Origin of the sequence: Algirhabdus cladophorae, assembly GCF_044772865.1 — a bacterium.
Classification (GTDB): Bacteria; Pseudomonadota; Alphaproteobacteria; order Rhodobacterales; family Rhodobacteraceae; genus Algirhabdus; species Algirhabdus cladophorae.
The window spans coordinates 1398920-1418403 of record NZ_CP173029.1 but is presented as its reverse complement, the minus strand read 5'-3'; the positions used below and the strand labels follow the sequence as shown (position 1 = coordinate 1418403).

Sequence of the window (19484 nt, the reverse complement as noted above, 5' to 3'; positions counted from 1 at the left end):
TGTCAACGATAGTACAGCGATGTTCCATTATGGAAGATCTGCACTTTCTCGGGAACCGAATTTAGGGAGACGGACTGGCCGCGCAGGTCCGCATGGATCCCCGGCAGTTTGCCGATCACGCCGTCCTCGAAATAAAGCAATGTCACTTCGCCCAAGGCCTCGGTGATCTTTACTTTGCCAGTGTAAAGCGCCTCGCCGGATGTCTCGACCAAATCCTCCGGTCGCACGCCAACGTTTACGGCCAACCCGATGTCCGCATCTGTTGTAGGTACGGCAGACACAGCTACGCCGCCCCCATCAAGGGTCACTGTGGTTTGCGCACCTGTTGCAGTGATCTTACCGCTCAACAGGTTCATGGCAGGTGAGCCTATGAATTGGGCCACAAACTCGTTTTCAGGACGCTCGTAAAGCTCCAACGGCGAGCCCACTTGCGCAATCCCTTTGTTTGCCAAAACTACAATACGGCTGGCCAAAGTCATCGCCTCGACCTGATCGTGGGTCACGTAGATCATCGTGCTGTCCGGCATGCTTTCTTTCAACTGTGCAATCTCGATCCGAGTGGCGACACGCAGGGCTGCATCCAAGTTCGACAGGGGCTCATCAAACAAATAGACTTTAGGATCGCGCACAATGGACCGACCGATGGCCACCCGTTGCCGCTGCCCACCGGACAGGGCCTTGGGCAGGCGATCCAGATATTCATCCAACTGCAAGACCTTCGCCGCGCGGTTCACCGCCTCGTCAATTTCGGCAGGGGTTTTCTTGGCCAACTTCAACGCAAAGGCCATGTTATCGCGCACGGTCATATGCGGATAAAGCGCATAGGATTGGAACACCATCGCAATGCCGCGCTGTGCGGGTGGGACATCGTTCATCACATCGCCGTCGATTTCCAACGTACCGCCCGTGATCTTTTCCAGACCTGCGATCATCCGCAACAAAGTGGACTTCCCACAGCCGGATGGCCCCACGAAGACGATCAATTCGCCCTGTTTGATGTCCAAATTGATGTCTTTCAGCACGTCCACCGTGCCACCATAGGTCTTGGCAACACTTGTCAGTTTCAGATCAGCCATTGGTCATCCCCCTCCCTAATTAAGTCGCAGCAAACAGGGCTGCCATGGCCCAAGATGCAATGTTTTGTCCGCCATTGGCCCGGTACTTCCCAACTCTTGCCCGACGACCTGCCAGTCACCGGACGGCATATCGATGTGTGAGGGCGTATCGCTGAGGTTGAAGGCACAAAACACCTGCGCACCATTGTGTTGACGGGTGAACCACAGAATGTCGCCACTGGTATGGGGACCCTCAATCTGACCCTTGCCGAAAACCGGATTAGCTTTGCGAAACGCAATGGCGCGGCGGTAATGATGCAATATCGCTGTTGGATCGTCCTCCTGGACCTGCACCGACTTCGCAGTTTGTTCATGGCTGACGGGCAACCACGGATCACCGGTGGTAAAGCCCGCGCTTTGGTTTGAGGCCTCCCAAACCATCGGCGTCCGGCACCCATCGCGGCCTTTGAATTCCGGCCAGAACTCGATCCCGTAGGGATCTTGCAGATCCTCGAACGCCACATCGGCCTCGCCCAATCCCAACTCCTCGCCCTGATAAATACAGACCGAGCCACGCAGGCACATCATCATCGTGGTGAACAACCGATTGGCCGCAGGAGTAAGCCCCCAACGTGACGCGTGGCGTTCCACATCATGGTTCGAAAAAGCCCAGCAGGCCCAACCATCGGCAGCCACGCGGTGTAACCGATCAAAAACTTCGGCCACACAGGACGCAGTCAAAGTATCCCTGGCTAAAAACTCGAACGCGTAACACATATGAGCGAACGCATCGCCTTTGGTGTATTCGCCTAACAGTTCCAAACCCTGTTGCGCATCCCCCACTTCACCCACGCAGGTAGAGCCGGGGTATTCATCCAACAATGATCGGAACCGCGCCAGAAACTCGAGGTTCTCGGGCTGGTTCTTGGAATAAAGGTGACGCTGGTGATTGTAGGGGTTCACAGACGGGGCGATGGTTGCGTTACGCTCGTCTCGTGGTAACGCCGGGTTATCGCGCAAGTCTTTGTCGGCAAAATAGAAGTTGATGGTGTCCAACCGGAACCCGTCAACGCCACGGTTCAACCAGAACCGTGTCACATCCAGCAAAGCATCTTGAACCGCAGGCGCATGAAAGTTCAAATCAGGCTGTGAGACAAGGAAGTTGTGCAAGTAATATTGCTCGCGCCGCGCGTCCCAGTGCCACGCAGGCCCCCCAAAGATCGACAGCCAATTGTTAGGTGGCGTCCCGTCGGGCTTGGGATCGGCCCAAACATACCAATCGGCCTTGTCATTGGTGCGGTCCTTGCGGCTTTGAGCAAACCACTGGTGCTGGTCCGAGGTATGGGACAATACCAAATCGATCATCACTTTCAGACCCAGTTTGTGCGCCGTCTCAAGCAACACATCAAAATCCGACAGGGTCCCAAACATCGGATCCACATCGCAATAATCGCTGACGTCATAGCCGAAATCTTTCATCGGCGAGGTAAAGAAGGGCGAGATCCAGATGGCGTCCACACCCAGCGAGGCGATATACGGCAAGCGGTTGACAATACCCAAAAGATCGCCAATGCCATCGCCATTGCTGTCTTGGTAGCTGCGCGGATAGATTTGATAGATCACCGCCCCGCGCCACCAATCCGCATCTACCGTCGCACTGCCCGGCACATTGTCCATACGTGTCATCCTTTGACGTCCTTACTTGACGGAGCCAGCCAAAAGGCCGCGCACCAGATATCTTTGCATTGTGAAGAAAACCAACAGTGGCACCGCGATCGACACGAACGCCGCAGTCGCCAAAATGCCCCAATCGCCCCCTTTTGAGCCCAACAAATCGTCGGCAATTTTCACCGTCATGACTTTGCTGGCGTCATTGGACGGCAGGAACACTTTGGCCACCAACAGATCGTTCCATGTCCAGAGGAACTGGAAAATGGCGAAGCTGGCCAAAGCAGGAAAGCTGAGCGGCAGGACGATTTTGGTGAAAACCTGAAAATCTGTGGCCCCGTCAACCTTGGCGCTTTCGATAATATCGCGGGGCAATCCGACCATATAATTCCTGAGCAAATAGATCGCGAGAGGCAGTCCAAAGCCCGTATGCGCCAGCCAGATCCCCACAAAGCTTTGCCCGATGCCAACTTGGTTGTGCAGGTTTAGAAGCGGCACCAAGGCCAGTTGCAACGGCACGACCAGCAGGCCAACAACCGTCGCAATCAACAGGCCCCTGCCCGGAAACTCCATCCACGCCAGCGCGTATGCCGCGAATGCCGCAATGAGGATCGGGATCACAGTGGCCGGGATCGTCACAGTAAGCGTATTGATAAACGCCACATCCATCCCGTCGCTGGTCAGCACTTGCCGATAGTTGGCAAGGTTGAAATCAGGCGGGGTTTCGGCCGCAAAATAGACCCTTGGGCCGGACCTCTTGAATTCATCCGGGGAGGTGAACACAAAATCACCGCTTGGCTCAACCAGCAAGGTCTGACCGCGCTTTAATTCCGCCACAGCGCCAGCGGTAAACTCGGTCGGGGCGCGGCTGGAGCCGCCAAATTGCGACACAGTCAAAGAAGCGCCCTCACCCAAGGCCTCCACCACGTCTGCATCGGCAAACACGTTGCCCTCGATCACAAAAACCCCGTCGCGTTCCACCATATCGGCTTTTTGGGCTCGGGCGCGGAAAGTTTGTTCCACTGCAAAGGGTGAATTCCACCAGCCTGATTGGGTGATCTGATCACGGTCGCGAAAAGACGAGACCAGCAAGCCCACGGTTGGGATCAGCCAGATCAAAACAAGGGCGACAACTGTGATGTTCACCGCCCACGTGAGCGAGGATTTGGTTCCTGCAATGTTATCCATCTCAGTTCATCTCCTTGCGGGCTTGGCGAATGTTCCAGATCATCACAGGCAGCACGATCAGCATGATGACAAAGGCCACCGCCGTGGCGCGCCCATCGTCGCGGAACATATAAGACATCATATAACTGGGCAGAATTTCCGTTCCAAAATTGCCGCCTGTCATGGTGTAGACAATGTCGAACACCTTGAGCACCAGAATGGTAATCGTGGTCCAGACCACAACGATGGTGCCCATAATTTGTGGCACTTTGATCTTGAAGAACACTTGGAACGGATTTGCGCCATCGATGATGGCAGCCTCTACAGTTTCCTCCGGGATCCCGCGCAGTGCCGCAGACAGGATCACCATTGCAAACCCGGTTTGGATCCAGACCAGAATAAACATAAGGAAAAAGTTATTCCAAAACCGCAACTGCATCACATCCACCGGTTCTGCTGCGCCAAAAAACTGGCGGATGGCGTTGATCAAACCGATGTCAGGGTTGTTGGCATAAACAAATTTCCAGATCAGCGATGCCCCGACAAAAGAGATCGCCATGGGCATAAAGATCAGCGATTTAGCGATGTTGCCCCATTTCATCCGGTCGGTCAGTTGCGCGACCAGCAAGCCCATGAACGTGGACAACGCAGGCACCACCAGCACCCAAAGCGCATTGTTAAAAAGCGCTGTGGTGAAGGCATCGTCGGCAAACATGACTGAGTAATTGCCAAAGCCGATAAACTCGTCCCCGGTCCGATTATAAAGCGAGCGGATGAACGACCCCACAACCGGGTACATCAGGTACAAACCCAACGCGAACATCGCCGGAAACAGGAACAACCAAGGGCGCACCAGATTGGCGCGATTGATATTGCGGCCGGGGTTATCCGCCCGCGGTGGGAAAATCACCTTGTCCAAAATCAAGTTGGACAAAAAGAAATATCCAACGCATCCCCCGACGCCAATAACGATCGTCAGTACGCCTTGTAGCAATGGTGACATGATTTCCCCCCGGTTTTTGGTAAAATCGGAGACGCGCTGCCGCCGATTTTTGTTCTTAAGCCCGTGAGCGGCTTATTGGATCGCGTCCCAGCGTTCCTGAATGCCTTTGGCCACATCAGCCGCATCAGCACCGCCGGTGAAGTCCACCATTCCGGTCCAGAACGCACCTGCGCCGATTTCGCCCGGCATCAAGTCAGATGCATCGAAGCGGAACGTTGTGGCGTTCAACAGGATATCGCCCATAGCGCGCAGGCTGTCGTCGGCATATGTCTCGGAGTTCACACCGGCGTGTGGCGTCAAGAAGCCGCCCTGAGCCATCCAAAGTTCGTGCGCGATCGGTGTCTTGAGGAAGTCCAAGAACGCATTTGTCACATCAGATGGGTTGGTAATGGCAAACAATGTGCCCGCGCCCAGTACCGGCTTGCCCAGATCCTTGTCCGCATAGGATGGGAAATAGAAGAAATCCACATCCTCGCCTGCCTCAGTCCCATCAGGGAAAAACGCCGGAATGAAAGAGGCCTGACGGTGCATGTAGCACTTTGGCGGGATCGCAAAGAGGCCCTGCGGGCTGTCGCGGAAGTCTGTGTTGGCCACGGCCTGTGCGCCGCCGTCAACATAGGCATCGTTACGGGCAAAATGCGCGAACTCTTCCATGGCACCCAGAACGGCCGGGTCATCGAACTTCAATTCGTTGCTGACCCATTTGTCATACATGGCAGGCGATTGTGTCCGCAGCATCATGTCTTCGACCCAGTCTGTCGCAGGCCAACCCGTGGCCGCACCGGATCCCAGACCGATACACCAAGGTGTGCCGCCGTCGGCGACGATCTGGTCTGTGAGGGCTTTCAGCTCTTCCATGGTTTCTGGAATATCGTAGCCTGCTTCGTCAAAGGCTTCGGGCACGTACCAAACCAAGGACTTCACATCGACACGGTAAAACATACCATAAAGCTGGTCATTGCCATCTTTGTCTGCGTAGGTGCCCAGATCAACCCAAGATTGTCCTGCCGCAAAGTTGTTGACGATCCAATCCGCGCTGCCATCCGCCAATGGCGTCAGCAAGCCCTGTGCGGCCATGTCAGCCGCCAAACCCGGTTGTGGGAACACGGCGAGGTTCGGCGCAGAACCCGCCTTGGCAGAGATCACGATATCTTGCTCAAAGCTGTCGGACCCGGAGTATGTCACCGAGGCACCAGTGGCTTCGGTAAAGTAGGCCATCACGTTTTCAACGCGCTCTTTTTCGGAACCGGTCCATGGGCCTGTGATCGACAGTTCCTGACCTGTAAAGTCGTTGGCCGCCGCAAAGCTGTTGTAGCTGTCCCAGTTGAACGCGCCGTCACCCGGTGCAAAGGCAAGATGCCCGCCAGCCTGTGCGATCCCTGCGGTCAATGCCAAAACGGCAACGCCCGAAAACAACGATTGTTTCATGATAGTCCTCCCTAAGTGCCTCTCCCCGAGGCGATACAAAACCAAGCCCATTGGAATCAGTTACCAAAGCGCTTTGAATAAGCCGAACTCTGATCCGATCCAGCAAACCTGTCAATTATAAAATAATTGGCCTCCCCAGTCAGATTTTCCTTGTTTTTTCGCAGTTTTTCCGGATGACTAACCACGCTTGCGCCACTTGTGCTGCAGCGGTTTGAAATCAACCAAATCGCTTTGAATATGGAAAGCCTATGAATTTAAAGCAACTTTCGCAAAATTTGGGATTGTCCCAAACCACGGTCAGCCGGGCTTTAAACGGGTATCCAGAGGTGTCCGAGTCCACCCGGCACCGCGTGCAAACCGCTGCCAAACAATTTAACTACACACCAAACACCCGCGCCAAAGGACTAGCCACAGGGCGATCCATGACCATCGGCCACGTGATCCCTGTCTCTACGAAGCACGAGATGGTCAATCCAATCTTTGGTGATTTTATCGCAGGCGCTGGTGAGAGTTATTCCAAGGCGGGCTATGATATGATCCTGTCCATCGTCGACGACGCGGACGAGGCCAGCGCCTATGAAAACCTCGTGGCCAAACGCGCTATTGATGGGATCATTTTGCACGGTCCACGATTGGATGATCCGCGTATCGCTTTGCTTCAAAAACTGGGCCTGCCTTTCGTGGTCCATGGGCGCGTGAGCGACACGGGCCAACCCTATAGCTGGCTCGACGTAAACAACCGCAGGTCGTTTCAACGGGCAACCGAATTTCTGCTGCAACTGGGCCATCGCCGTATCGCCTTGATCAATGGTCTCGAGACTATGGATTTTGCCGCCCGACGCCGCAGCGGCTTTGAGGCGGCCATGACGGCCCGTGGCCTAAAGGTCGATCCAGACCTCATGCAAAGCAACGAAATGACCGAAGTCTATGGCCACCAAGCCGCCAAAGCGATGCTGGCTGGTCCGACGCCGCCCACAGCCTTTTTGGTGTCGTCAATGATCCCGGCCTTTGGCGTGAGACGCGCTATCGAAGAAGCAGGATACGTTATGGGGCGCGATATCTCGGTGATCTGCCATGACGATGCCCTGTCCTACTTTGAAACGGACGAGGACGTGCCGGTCTTTACGGCCACGCGTTCGTCCGTGCGCGATGCAGGCCGGCAGGCCGCAGACATGTTGCTGCGCAAGATCGCCAACCCGTTGAGTGCGCAAACCGAAACCACCTTGCTTGAAGCCCAGCTTATCGTTGGCGGCTCAACCGGCGTCTGCACCGCATCATAACCCAAATCCAAGGACTGCCCCATGCTGTTTCATCGCTCTGATTTTCCGCAAGACTTTTTGTTTGGGGCGGCAACATCCAGCTACCAAATCGAAGGTCATGCGCATGGCGGCGCAGGCCGCACCCATTGGGATGATTTCGCCGCTACTCCGGGCAATGTCGTCCGCGCCGAACATGGGCAAATTGCCTGCGATCACTACAACAGGTTCCCACAGGATCTGGATTTGGTGGCCAACGCAGGTCTTGGCGCCTACCGTTTTTCCACGAGCTGGGCGCGGGTCATGCCCGACGGCAAAACCGTTAATCCCGAGGGTTTGGATTTCTACGATCGCCTTACAGACGCTATTTTGGAACGTGGGATCAAACCCGCAGCCACGCTCTACCATTGGGAATTGCCATCGGCACTGGCGGATCGGGGCGGCTGGCGCAATCGCGATATTGCCAATTGGTTCGCTGATTTCACACACACCATTATGGACCGCATCGGGGACAGGATGTGGTCTGTGGCCCCCATAAACGAGCCGTGGTGTGTTGCGTGGTTGTCGCATTTTGAGGGCCATCATGCCCCCGGCCTTCGCGATATCCGCGCCACAGCGCGCGCGATGCACCACGTGTTGCTGGCCCAGGGGCGCAGCCTCGAAGTGATGCGTCAGATGGGTCTGAAAAACCTAGGGGCTTTGTGCAATATGGAATGGTCCGAACCAGCCAGCAATAGCCCAGAAGACATCGCCGCGGCCGCGCGTTATGACGCGATTTACAACCATTTCTACATAAGCGGCCTGACCAAAGGCCAGTATCCCGACCTGATTTTGCAAGGCCTCGAACAGCATTTGCCCGACGGCTGGCACGATGATTTTGGCACAATTCAACAGCCCATCGATTGGTTTGGAATCAATTATTACACACGCAAACTGGTGGCAGCGGGCGATGGCCCATGGCCGTCTTTGCGCGATGTCACAGGCCCCTTGCCCAAAACCCAAATGGACTGGGAAATCTATCCTCAAGGGCTGCACGATTTCATTTTGCGCACACATCGTGAGTACACCGGTAACATCCCGATCTACATCACCGAAAACGGTATGGCCAACCCTGACCCACTGGGCACGCCCGATCAGCCCCGCATCGATTATCTGCAGTCCCATATCGCAGCCACCAAAGCCGCCATGGATGCAGGCGCGCCGGTCAAAGGCACCTTCATCTGGTCGCTGTTGGACAATTACGAATGGGCTTTGGGGTATGAAAAACGCTTTGGCTTGGTCCACGTTGATTTTGACACGCAGGTTCGCACACCAAAGGCCTCCTATGACGCGCTCAAGGCCAGCTTGGTGGGCTAGCTGCGGCCCGGGGCAATGGCCATGGATTTCACCACAGCGTAACATTTTGTTCCCACAACCAACCCCATAGCGGCGAGTGAACGTTTGGTGATCCGGGCCAGCACCACATCTGCGCCACTGCGCAAAGTCACAATCGCACCCGGTCCTGTCCCAAGATGAATATTGGTCACTTCAACAGGCATCGCATTGAGGGCCGACAACATTTGCGGCGCCTCTAGGGACAGGATCACATCCGACAGGTTGATTTGTAGCCGAATAGAGGTGCCCAAAGGGGCATCCACCTGAGGCAGCAGGATGGTGGTTTGCGACAGTTGCAATTCGCTTAGCCCGTCAGGATGGTGACACATCAACCGCGCCGTCACAAAAGATCCCGCTCCACTGTGACCCAGCAGGCGCACCAGTTCCGCATTTTGAAAACTGTCGAATATTGGGCCATGATGCAGCACCTGCCCTGCTTCCAGAATGATCAGATCGTCGGCCAGTTGCTTGATCTCTTCGAGATCGTGACTGACATAGAGGATGGGAACCTGTGTCTCGAGATGAATTTTGCGAAAGTAGGGCAGAATTTCCGCTTTGCGGGCCATGTCCAGACTGGATAGCGGCTCGTCCATCAACAACAGTTCGGAACCAGCCAGAACAGCGCGACCAATGGCCACCCGCTGTTGTTCGCCACCGGACAATGTGGCGGGCCGTCGATCCAACAAATGGCTGATCCCCAAAACGCCCGTGATCCGCGCCACAGCCTCGGGACTGCCGCCCCCATAGGTCAGATTCTGTCGAACACTGAGATGGGGAAACAGCATCGCCTTTTGAAACACCCGTCCGATGCGGCGTTTGTGCAGCGGCAGATGCGTCTTTGATGCCGCATCAAATAGGGTAGATTGTTGGAATGAAATTGTTCCCTGATCCGGTTGCAAGGTGCCTGAAATCGCATTGAGCAGGGTCGTCTTACCAGCACCAGACGGGCCAAACACCGCCGTGATACCGCGCCCCAGTTGAAACTGCGCCGTCAGACGAAAATCGTCATAGCCATGCACGATGTCGCACGTCAAACTCATCGTCCCGCCACCCGCTTTGCAACCCGCGGCGCCAACCATTCGCTCAGGCCAAGCGCGCCAAAGGCCACCAACAATGACAAAACGGCAAGGCCCACGACAGCGGGCTCTGCACCGGGGATTTGCAGAAACTCATAGATGGCCGAGGGCACAGTTTGGGTTTCACCGGGAATGTTGGACACAAAAGTGATCGTCGCCCCAAATTCGCCCATTGCCTTGGCAAAGCTTAAAACAGATCCCGCCAGAACACCGGGCAATGCCAAAGGCAGACTTATGGTAAAGAACACCCGCCAGCGCCCGGCACCCAAACTGCCTGCGACCTCCTCCAGATCCGGATCAATCGCTTCAAAAGCACTGCGCAAGGCACGTACCATCAACGGAAAGGCCATGATCGCTGCCGCCAAAACCGCACCGGTCCACCGAAAGGCGAGGACCAGACCAAAGACCTCTTCCAAAATCCGCCCTATGGGTCCATTGCGGCCAAAAACCAACAACAGCAAATAGCCCGTAACCACAGGCGGCAGCACCAGTGGTACATAAACCAGCACATTCAAAAAGGCCTTGCCGCGGAACTGCCAACGGGCCAAAGCGTAGCTCACAAAAATGCCAAAGGGCAGACAAATCACAGTGGCCCAAAATGCGACGCGCACAGACAGGGCCAGCGCGGTCCATGCTTCGGGAGGCAACGCACCCAACATCAGTTGAGCACCTCAAAGCCATGTTTTATCAACAAATTCTGGAACTTTTCAGAAGAAAGATACGCCAGAAACGCAGCACCTTTTGGGCCCAGTTGCGCTGCCGAATATAGAATTGGATCATGGGACACCGCTGGAATATCCAAAATGGTATAGACGCTGGGATCAGCCAAGGCATCGCTGCGATAGACCAGTCCCAAGGGGGTTTCCCCGCGCGCAACCAGCGCCAGCGCCTGACGTACATTCTGGGTCTCGACCAGCTTGTCTTTGACGCTGTCCCAAAGGCCCAAACCTTCCAAAGCCTGCTTGCCGTAGACACCCGCCGGGACAGAACGGGTGATTGGGATCGCAAATCGACGGTCTTGTAACGGGGTCTCTAATTGCGCAGGGGTGGCGGCCTTCATTTTTGCGTCGGACGCGATAATCACCAGCCGGTTTGAGAAAACGGGTTTCACATCCTTGGCCGGTACGACACCACTATCGATCAGATGCATTGTCCAATCTGGATGCGCCGCAATGAACACATCCGCAGGCGCACCGTTTTTGATTTGTCGCGCTAAGGCAGGCGTGCCCGCAAAGACGAAAGACACGGGTTGATCCCACTCCTCTGCGGCCTCTTCTAACACTGTTTTCAGACTTGAGGCCGCCCACACAGACAGGCTTTGCGCCTGAGCAGATGCCGCCCAAACCCCCAAGGTAAAAGCCAATAAAAGACGTAATGCCAATGTCATAACGCGACACTAGCCGCGATGGTTTAGGCGCGCAAACGCTTGCCTTCGGGATCAAAGGGCGGTTTGGCCAAAACACGGCCCCTGTGGGGTTTTCCCAACACATAAACCTCGACCTCGGTGTCTGCCTTTGCGGCCTCCGGGGCCAGATACCCAAGGGCCAGCGACATGCCAACGGTGTAGCCGTAGGTGCCAGACGTGACGCGCCCGACCCCTGTGCCGTCGGGCAAGAAAATAGGCTCGCCGCCAGTGGCGTCCGCATCAGTAACATCCAAAACTTCGATGATCGAAAGCACCTCACGCGGGGCGTTGTCCATCAGGGCCGCATAGGCGTCTTTGTTTAAGAAATCCTTGTCCATCTTGATCAGCGGGGCCAATCCCACCTCTTGGGGCCAGTACTCGGGCGAGTATTCGCGGCTCCACGATCCATAGCCTTTCTCGACACGCAGGCTCATCAAGGCACGCCCCCCTACCGGGCCAGCGCCCAAGGGTTTGCCCGCCGCCAGCAAGGCATCATAAAGCGCCTGCTGATCCTCTGTCCGACAATGCAATTCCCAGCCCAGATCGCCAGTAAATGACACCCGCAGCGCCAGCACCCGAAGGCCCGCCAATTCGATCCATTGGGACCGCATAAACGGAAATGCAGGCGTGCTGAGGTCAGCATTGGTCAGGCGTTGCAACAGATCCCGCGATTTTGGACCCGCCACGTTAAAGCCGCACATAGCTTCGGTTAAGCTCGTGAATTCAACAGCTTGCGGTTGCGGTACGGCGTTGAAATATCGTTGGTGATACCGTTCGGCCATGCCAGAGCCGATGATCATAAAGGCCTCGTCACCAGTTTTGGTCACAGTGAAATCACCAGCGATGCCCCCGCGTTTGCCAATCAACGGCGTAAGACATGACCGCCCCACAGCCCGTGGCATTTTGTTGGCAAAGATGGCGTTCAACCAATCGCTGGCCCCTGCCCCTTTGACTTCATATTTCGCAAAGTTCGAGATATCGATGATGCCCGCGTCACGGCGCAGCATCTCGCATTCGCGGCCCACAGGCTCAAACCAGTTTTGCCGGTCAAACCCGTTCGTATCTACCGTTCCAACCTCATCGGAATACCACAGCGGATGTTCCCAACCGTAGTTCAGCCCGAACACAGCGCCCATCGCTTTTTGGGTTTCATAAATCGGACGGGTGCGCGCCGGACGCCCTGCGCTGCGTTCCTCATTAGGGAAATGGATGCTGAACCGATTGGCGTATTGATCGCCTACACGTGCCTTGGTGAATTTGCGATCCGCCCATGCCCCAAACCGTGCCAAGTCCCACCCAAACATATCCAGATGCGGCTCGCCTGTGACAATCCATTCCGCGGTCAGACTGCCCAGCCCCCCAGATTGCGAGAAGCCAGGAATGATCCCGTTACAGCAGAAATACCCCTTCAATTCGGGCACGGGACCAAACAGCGCATTACTATCTGGCGACCAGATCATCGGACCGTTGATCACCCGCTTGATCCCCGCTGTGCCCACCACAGGCACACGGTCAATGGCGCGCATCATGTTGTCCTCGATACGTTCCAGATCATCAGCGAACAACTCATGCCCAAACCCCTGCGGCGTGCCGTCCTCGGCCCAGAACCGCACGTCCTTTTCATAGGCGCCCACCAGCAACCCGTTGCCTTCCTGACGCAAGTAATATTCTCCATCGCGATCCGCGACCGATGGCAGACGGCGATCCATGCCTTCAATCTCAGCAATGGTTTCCGTCACAAAATACTGATGCTCCGTCGGCAACAATGGCAGCTCAATCCCTGCCATCGCCGCAACTTCACGCCCCCAAAGACCCGCTGCATTGACCACAACCTCAGTGCGGATATCCCCCTTTGGCGTGCGCACAATCCACGTGCCATCCGGCTGCTGCTCGGTTCCCGTCACAGGAGTAAAGCGGTGAATTTCCGCCCCGTTTTGGCGCGCCCCCGCCGCATAGGCTTGCGTCACACCGGACGGGTCCACATTCCCCCCATCCGGCTCATACATGATGCACTGCACCCCAGAATAATCGACCAGAGGATGCAATTCTTCCGCCTCGGCCCGATCAATCTCGTAGAAATTCATGTTGTAATACTTAGCCTTAGCCGCTTGCAGCTTTAACTGATGCACCCGCGCGTCGGTCTGCGCCAGATAAAGAGATCCGGGTTGGAACACACCGCAACCCTGCCCCGTTTCCGCCTCCAATTCCTTATAAAGGTTCATCGTATAATGCTGGATACGGCTGATATTGGTGTTGTCGTGCAATCCATGAATGTTGGCCGCCGCATGCCATGTTGAGCCGCTGGTCAACTCGTCCCGTTCCAACAAAACCACATCGGTCCATCCCAATTTGGTCAAATGATAGAGGATCGAACAGCCGATCACCCCGCCCCCGATCACAACCGCCTGCGCGTGGGTTTTCATGCCTCAATTCCTTCGGGTTTTTCTTCGCGGCCCAACTGCCACAAACGATATTGCAAATCCGTCGCCGCCCGCAGGCCCGCTTGCAGCGCAAACACATAGGCATGGGTCAGCAGAAAGCAGGCTTCATCTTCCGTGCCACAGCCTTCCGCTGCCTCGGCATAAAGCCCCGACAACGTGGCCGCATCCCCATCCACATGGGCCGCCGCCAAACGCGCCGCCAAATCAGCCACCGCGCGCGGCCTCTACCTTAGACGCCACCCAATGATGGAACCGATGGGTCGGGCCATCCATCGCAGGCGAGAATTTCCCACCATCAAACAGCACCCCATGACGCCCCTTTTGCATGCCTTCGACTACGAAAATATCTTCTTCGAAAATCTGCTTCCAAAGCTGCGCGTTCTTGTCATTCAAGGCATCAAACCTCGCGTCGCCCGCCACTTTGGGATGATAATACAGCGACACATGCTCAACCGTTTGATCTAATGCCTTAGGCTCAAGGATCATCGTGTAAAAATGATCCCGATGCACCCCAAGCAACACATTGGGAAACAGCGACACATATTCGGCACCCGTTTCCCACTTTTCACCCAAGCCCTCAAAATCAGGAAAGCTATTCCCAGCCTCATCCTTAAGCTGTTGATAAACAACCGTACCTTGGCCCGAATAGCCTGAATGATGCTCAATATTATAATGGTCTTCCAGACGCGAATACACGTTCAATTCGGGATGAATCCACGGCAAATGATAGCTTTCGCAGAAGTTCTCAACGGCCAATTTCCAGTTGGTGTTTACACTTAGATCAAACGAACTGCTCTCGCCGCCCGACACCATCGGCTGATCAAACTCAGCCCACCGCTCCATCAAATCCGCATGGACCACTTCAAACGGGTCCGCCTGCCCGTCCACATTCACAAACACAACGTCATGCCACACGTAATGCGGCACGCGGATCAGACCCAATTCATCGCGTTTGATATCCGCGTGCACATTATTGCCCGGGCCACCCACATGGGGCGTTGCACGCAGCTTGCCTTTCAGATCATAACACCACGAATGATAGGGACAGCGAATGGCCCCTTCGATTTTTCGCGGCTCATCAACCAAAATCATTCCACGGTGGCGACAGGTGTTTTGAAACACTCCCACTTGGCCATCACGGTCACGCACCAACAACAATGGCATGCCCAGAAAATCAATTGGCTTGGCATCCCCTGCTTCTGGTACGTCCTTGCCAAATCCGACGCCCGACCAATTGGCAAACAGCACAGCGCGTTTCTCTTCCTCGAAAACATCTGCATCGATATAATGGGCATTGGGCAAACCGCGGGCTTTATTCACGGACGTCATGACCGGCTCTAACTGCGTGCGTTTGTTCATGGCGACCTCCCGGGTGCTGCGCTACGTTGCCTCAACAGACGCGATATTGGACCTTTCTGGCAAGTGGGAAAATTCCACGTCTGAGGTGAATTTAATTCACTCAACGGTCTCAAGAAGGAAAGCCCGCAGATGGGCCGTTTCTTCAGGCAAATCAGACACAGGATCCGAGACTACTTTGAAACTGACGGGCGCTGTTATGACAAAGTCGCTAAACGGCACCAAAGCCCCACTGCGCAGCAAAGGCTCGACCAAGCGTTGCCACCCCAAAACGATTCCGGCCCCCGATTGTGCCGCTTGCAGGGCAATGGTGTAGGTGTTGACTTGCCGCTCGCGTGCAATCGGACCTGTGTAGCCCAACTGGTTGAACCATGTTTTCCAATTTGTCCAACTTGCGCTGTCGGCGTCCAAATGGATCAGCGGTAATTGCGCAAGCTCACCCAATCCCTGGCTTAGATCCGGGAACCTGTTGGGTGCGACCAAGGGCAACAGCACATCATTAAATAAAGGTGTCTCAATACGTTTCTTATCGTCGATAGAGCCGTATTTTATGATCAAGTCAGCAGCCCGCGCCGTGGGATCCAACGTGTCAGATACATATTGATTGACCCGCGCCTGTGGGTTGGCCTCCCAATATTTTGCCAAACGCGGGGTCAGCCATAACGCACTAACGGCAGAGGTTGCCGCGATTGTGACAACACCGTCCTGTGTGTGATTGCGCAACCGCTGCACGCTGTCTGCGATATCTGAAAAACCACCCTGCACCGCGCGAAACAAAACCGCACCATTGTCCGTCAGGCTGACCCCCCGATGCTGCCGTTGAAACAGAGTTTGCCCGATCTCGCGCTCGAGGGATTTGATCTGATGGCTTACGGCGCCCGATGTCACGTTCAATTCTTGTGCTGCGGTCTTGAAACTCTGATGGCGTGCAGCGGCTTCAAACGCCGCCAGCGCTGTCAAAGACGGAAGGTTATAAAAGGGACGCGCCATAGCCCATAGATGAACCAGATTAACCCATTTGAGGCAAGACCTAAGGCTTAACCGCAGCCGCCGCCTGCATCGCCTTGACATAGAGAACCACGTCAATGGCATTCGCGATCATCTGGACACCCATAGCGCGACATGTGCTGGCATAGGCCGCATCCAAGGTCAAAATGCCTGTAGCTTTGCCCGCTGCTTGGATTTTTTTCATCGCGGTCTTAATAGCTGCACGCACCTCAGGGGCCGCAGAATTAGCCCCGAACCCCATATCCGCCGCCAAATCTGCAGGGCCGATAAACACCCCATCGACGCCGTCTATCGCCAAAATCTCGTCTAAACTGGCAAGGCCTGCTCGATTTTCGACCTGCACAAACAGGCAGATTTGATCATCTGCTGTCTCGATATAATCAGGCACCGTGGTAAAGCCGCTGGCCCGCGCCAAGGCGGCCCCAACGCCGCGCCGACCAACGGGCGGATACCGCACCGCAGCAACCAGATCGCGCGCCTGATCTGCAGTTTCGACCATGGGGATCAACAGGTTTTGCGCCCCGATGTCCAAAGCCTGCTTGATCAAATGCGTTTGCCCCACAGGCAAGCGCACCATCACGTCGCTATCGCTGGCCTCAAGCGCCTGCAATTGGGCCAAAATAGACCGGATGTCATTTGGGGCATGCTCGCCATCAATCACCAGCAAATCCCAGCCCGCACGCCCCGCCATTGAGGCCACATAAGCGTCCGCCATGCCCAACCAGCAGGCAGTCACCGTGTCGCCCGCAGCCATGCGGGATTTAAAGCGATTGTTCGGGGCAGCCATGTCAGTCCTTTCCTCGGAATAGAAACTGGTGCATGAAGGGTCGTCGGGCGCGACCCAGTCCAGTTTCGACGTCTTTCAACCCAATCAGAAAGCTTCGGCAATGGCCACCTCTCATGACCTGACAACTGGATCAATCCCCGGCCATTTTCGCACGCTGGCCATTCCCACAGCCATCGGCATGGTGTTCACCACACTATATAACGTAGTCGACGTCTACTACGCCGGGGCAATTTCCACAGATGCCCAGGCCGGTCTGGCGATCAGTTTTCAAGTGTTTTTCGTCCTGATTGCCTTAGGCTTTGGCCTAAGTTCCGCGATGAGCGCCCTTGTGGGCAACGCCTTGGGCGAGAAATCCACCCAGACCAGCATCATTGCCAGCCAAGGCTTGGCTTACGGGTTCGGGGCGGCGATTTTGGGGATCATCTTGGGCTATAGCTTTGGCCCGAGCCTTCTTGCCGTGGTGTCAGAACCGGGCGCCTATCGCACTGCAGCCGAGGATTATCTGAATGTGTTGCTGCTGGCGGCACCTGCGTTTTTGCTGGCCTATGGGGCCAACGGGATCCTGACAGCCCAAGGCGACACCAAATCAATGCAGTATGCCAATATGGCGGCTTTTGTGGCCAATGTGATCCTAAATCCTTTGTTGATATATGGGTATGGACCGTTTCCTGAACTGGGGTTCAACGGCATCGCCGTCAGCACGATCCTCAGCCAATACGGCGTCATGGTTTTCATTTTGCTGCGGGTTTACCGCTCGGATGCGATGCAAGGCACGCGACAGTATCGACCTGATTTCAAAGTCATGGGCGAGATCACCAGCCAAGCCCTGCCCGCCAGCTTTGCGATGATCGTGATGATGGTCGCGGGCTTTGTGATCCAGTATTTCCTCAAGGGTTTTGGCGGCGAGGCTGTGGCCGCCTACGGCGTGGCATTGCGCATTGAACAATTGCTGCTGCTGCCTGCCTTTGGCCTGACGGGCGCCTTGTTGCCAATTGTGGCGCAGAACTACGGGGCCAAAAATTTCGACCGGGTGCGTGAGGCCGCGTTCTTTTGTTTCAAGGCGGGTGCAGCTTTGATGTTGGCAGCCGCCTGTTTGCTGTGGGTGGCCTCTGGTCCGGCTATGCGGATATTTACCGACGACCCTGAGGTCATCCGCATCGGGAAATCCTACCTAAACGTCGATGGGTTTATACTACCGGTTTATGTGGTCCTTTTCGGGATCAATTCGATGTTCCAAGCGTTCAAAAAACCGCTGTATACCCTGTGGATCGGCATCTACCGACAGGGCATTGGTGTCGCGCTCTTTGCCTATATCTTTGTGGTCCTGTTCGATCTGGGCGTTTGGGGTGTGTGGTTTGGGATTGCCACATCAGTGGTCACTGGCCTGATCGTGTCGGCCATTTTGATCGAACGCGTGGCCAAGGAATTGATCGGTGGTTTGTTCACCAAAGCCAGCTAAGCAGGCCCCATCCGCAGGGCCACATCTATCATCCGGTTGGAAAAACCCCATTCGTTGTCATACCAGCCAAAGACCCGCACCAAACCATCGGGCAAAACCGTGGTTTCCGGCATGGCCATGACAATGCTTTCGGCCCGCGCGCGCAAATCTGTACTGACCAAAGGCTTTTCGGTCAGGCCAATGATCGGGCTTTGTGAGGCGTGCAGCAACTTTTGAACCTGTTCATGGGTCACAGCCTGTGACAGCTGTACTGTCAGATCTACGGCCGACACACTGGCAGTGGGCACCCGCACAGCACAGCCCACGACACGTCCTGCAAGATGCGGCAAGACCTTGTCGATCAGCCGCGCTGCTGATGTGGTTGTCGGCACCATAGACAGGGCCGCCGCCCGCGAGCGTGCCATATCCCCACGCGGCGCATCTATGGTGGGTTGGGATCCTGTGTAGCAATGGATCGTCGTCATATGGCCGGTTTTGATTCCAAAGCCATCGTCGAGAACCTTCAAAAGCGGGGCCAGCGCGTTGGTCGTGCAGCTGGCATTGCTGACGACTTTTTGACCCTGCAATTCATCGTCATTGGCCCCCAGAACCAGCGTAAGGTCTGCCGTCTCACACGGTCCCGAAATCAGCACACGGCCTGCGCCTGCCATGAGGCCGCGTTCGGCAAACGCACGGGTTTTGGACTGGCCTGTGGACTCGATCACCAAATCAATATCGCTGAGATCCAAATCCCGCAGATCCGCGCTTTGTGAAAAGCCAATCTGTTTGGGGCCAAAGCGGATGGTGTCGCCCTCGACCTCGACACCCCCATGATATGGGCCAAAAACACTATCAAATTCAAAGAGATGCGCACATAAATCAATGTCCGAAATGTCGTTTATAAGAACAACATCCAGCGCCACGTCCATACGCGTGGTCAACAAACACCGCAAAATGGTCCGGCCAATGCGGCCGAACCCGTTGATCGCAATTTTTATTGGTTTGGTCATAGCCGCACCCTA

At 55.5% G+C, this 19484-nt stretch carries 17 protein-coding genes; 3 read left to right on the top strand and 14 right to left on the bottom strand.

Annotated features, from left to right (window positions below; genetic code table 11):
- Positions 1–2 precede the first annotated feature (2 nt).
- The 5 genes from ACIRQ6_RS06890 to ACIRQ6_RS06870 form a co-directional block, all read right to left on the bottom strand.
- Positions 3–1076 carry an ABC transporter ATP-binding protein gene (locus tag ACIRQ6_RS06890; protein ID WP_420863393.1) on the bottom strand — a complete coding sequence of 358 codons (1074 nt, stop codon included), beginning with the start codon at positions 1074–1076 and terminating at the stop codon, positions 3–5.
- A gap of 15 nt (positions 1077–1091) precedes the next feature.
- On the bottom strand, positions 1092–2741 hold the full coding sequence (locus ACIRQ6_RS06885; RefSeq protein WP_420863392.1) for an alpha-amylase family glycosyl hydrolase: 1650 nt from the start codon (positions 2739–2741) through the stop codon (positions 1092–1094).
- 12 nt (positions 2742–2753) lie between these two features.
- Positions 2754–3911: a carbohydrate ABC transporter permease gene (locus tag ACIRQ6_RS06880; RefSeq protein WP_420863391.1), complete on the bottom strand. Its 1158-nt coding sequence runs from the start codon at positions 3909–3911 to the stop codon at positions 2754–2756.
- 1 nt (position 3912) lies between these two features.
- Positions 3913–4893 carry a carbohydrate ABC transporter permease gene (locus ACIRQ6_RS06875; RefSeq protein WP_420863390.1) on the bottom strand — a complete coding sequence of 327 codons (981 nt, stop codon included), beginning with the start codon at positions 4891–4893 and terminating at the stop codon, positions 3913–3915.
- Positions 4894–4965: 72 nt separating this feature from the next.
- On the bottom strand, positions 4966–6321 hold the full coding sequence (locus ACIRQ6_RS06870; protein WP_420863389.1) for an ABC transporter substrate-binding protein: 1356 nt from the start codon (positions 6319–6321) through the stop codon (positions 4966–4968).
- Positions 6322–6569: 248 nt separating this feature from the next.
- Between ACIRQ6_RS06870 and ACIRQ6_RS06865 the strand changes: the two genes are divergently transcribed.
- Complete coding sequence (locus tag ACIRQ6_RS06865; RefSeq protein WP_420863388.1) at positions 6570–7601, top strand: substrate-binding domain-containing protein; 1032 nt, start codon at positions 6570–6572, stop codon at positions 7599–7601.
- 21 nt (positions 7602–7622) lie between these two features.
- Positions 7623–8933: a GH1 family beta-glucosidase gene (locus ACIRQ6_RS06860; protein ID WP_420863387.1), complete on the top strand. Its 1311-nt coding sequence runs from the start codon at positions 7623–7625 to the stop codon at positions 8931–8933.
- Here the strand turns inward: ACIRQ6_RS06860 and modC are convergent.
- The 8 genes from modC to ACIRQ6_RS06820 form a co-directional block, all read right to left on the bottom strand.
- Positions 8930–9991, bottom strand: a complete 1062-nt coding sequence (modC, locus tag ACIRQ6_RS06855; RefSeq protein WP_420863386.1) for a molybdenum ABC transporter ATP-binding protein — start codon at positions 9989–9991, stop codon at positions 8930–8932. The two genes, ACIRQ6_RS06860 and modC, sit on opposite strands and share 4 nt — an antisense overlap.
- Positions 9988–10683: a molybdate ABC transporter permease subunit gene (gene modB / locus ACIRQ6_RS06850; protein WP_420863873.1), complete on the bottom strand. Its 696-nt coding sequence runs from the start codon at positions 10681–10683 to the stop codon at positions 9988–9990. The genes modC and modB overlap by 4 nt, the downstream gene beginning before the upstream one ends.
- A 2-nt stretch (positions 10684–10685) precedes the next feature.
- Positions 10686–11414 carry a molybdate ABC transporter substrate-binding protein gene (gene modA, locus ACIRQ6_RS06845; protein ID WP_420863385.1) on the bottom strand — a complete coding sequence of 243 codons (729 nt, stop codon included), beginning with the start codon at positions 11412–11414 and terminating at the stop codon, positions 10686–10688.
- Positions 11415–11437: 23 nt separating this feature from the next.
- Complete coding sequence (locus ACIRQ6_RS06840; protein ID WP_420863384.1) at positions 11438–13855, bottom strand: GcvT family protein; 2418 nt, start codon at positions 13853–13855, stop codon at positions 11438–11440.
- A complete protein-coding gene (locus tag ACIRQ6_RS06835; protein ID WP_420863383.1) occupies positions 13852–14085 on the bottom strand; it encodes a hypothetical protein in 234 nt (77 codons plus the stop codon). Before ACIRQ6_RS06835 ends, ACIRQ6_RS06840 begins: the two co-directional genes overlap by 4 nt.
- The gene (locus ACIRQ6_RS06830; protein ID WP_420863382.1) at positions 14078–15232 is read right to left on the bottom strand and encodes an aromatic ring-hydroxylating oxygenase subunit alpha; all 1155 of its coding nucleotides are present in this window, start codon (positions 15230–15232) and stop codon (positions 14078–14080) included. Before ACIRQ6_RS06830 ends, ACIRQ6_RS06835 begins: the two co-directional genes overlap by 8 nt.
- A gap of 96 nt (positions 15233–15328) precedes the next feature.
- Positions 15329–16219, bottom strand: coding sequence for a LysR substrate-binding domain-containing protein (locus ACIRQ6_RS06825; RefSeq protein WP_420863381.1), 891 nt, complete (start codon positions 16217–16219; stop codon positions 15329–15331).
- A 40-nt stretch (positions 16220–16259) separates the two neighbouring features.
- A complete protein-coding gene (locus tag ACIRQ6_RS06820; protein ID WP_420863380.1) occupies positions 16260–17024 on the bottom strand; it encodes an HpcH/HpaI aldolase family protein in 765 nt (254 codons plus the stop codon).
- Between the two features lie 100 nt (positions 17025–17124).
- On the opposite strand from ACIRQ6_RS06820, the gene ACIRQ6_RS06815 reads away from it, so the two are divergent.
- Complete coding sequence (locus ACIRQ6_RS06815) at positions 17125–18483, top strand: MATE family efflux transporter (RefSeq protein WP_420863379.1); 1359 nt, start codon at positions 17125–17127, stop codon at positions 18481–18483.
- Here ACIRQ6_RS06815 and ACIRQ6_RS06810 read toward each other — a convergent pair.
- Positions 18480–19472, bottom strand: a complete 993-nt coding sequence (locus tag ACIRQ6_RS06810) for a type I glyceraldehyde-3-phosphate dehydrogenase (protein WP_420863378.1) — start codon at positions 19470–19472, stop codon at positions 18480–18482. The genes ACIRQ6_RS06815 and ACIRQ6_RS06810 overlap by 4 nt on opposite strands.
- Positions 19473–19484: the final 12 nt, after the last annotated feature.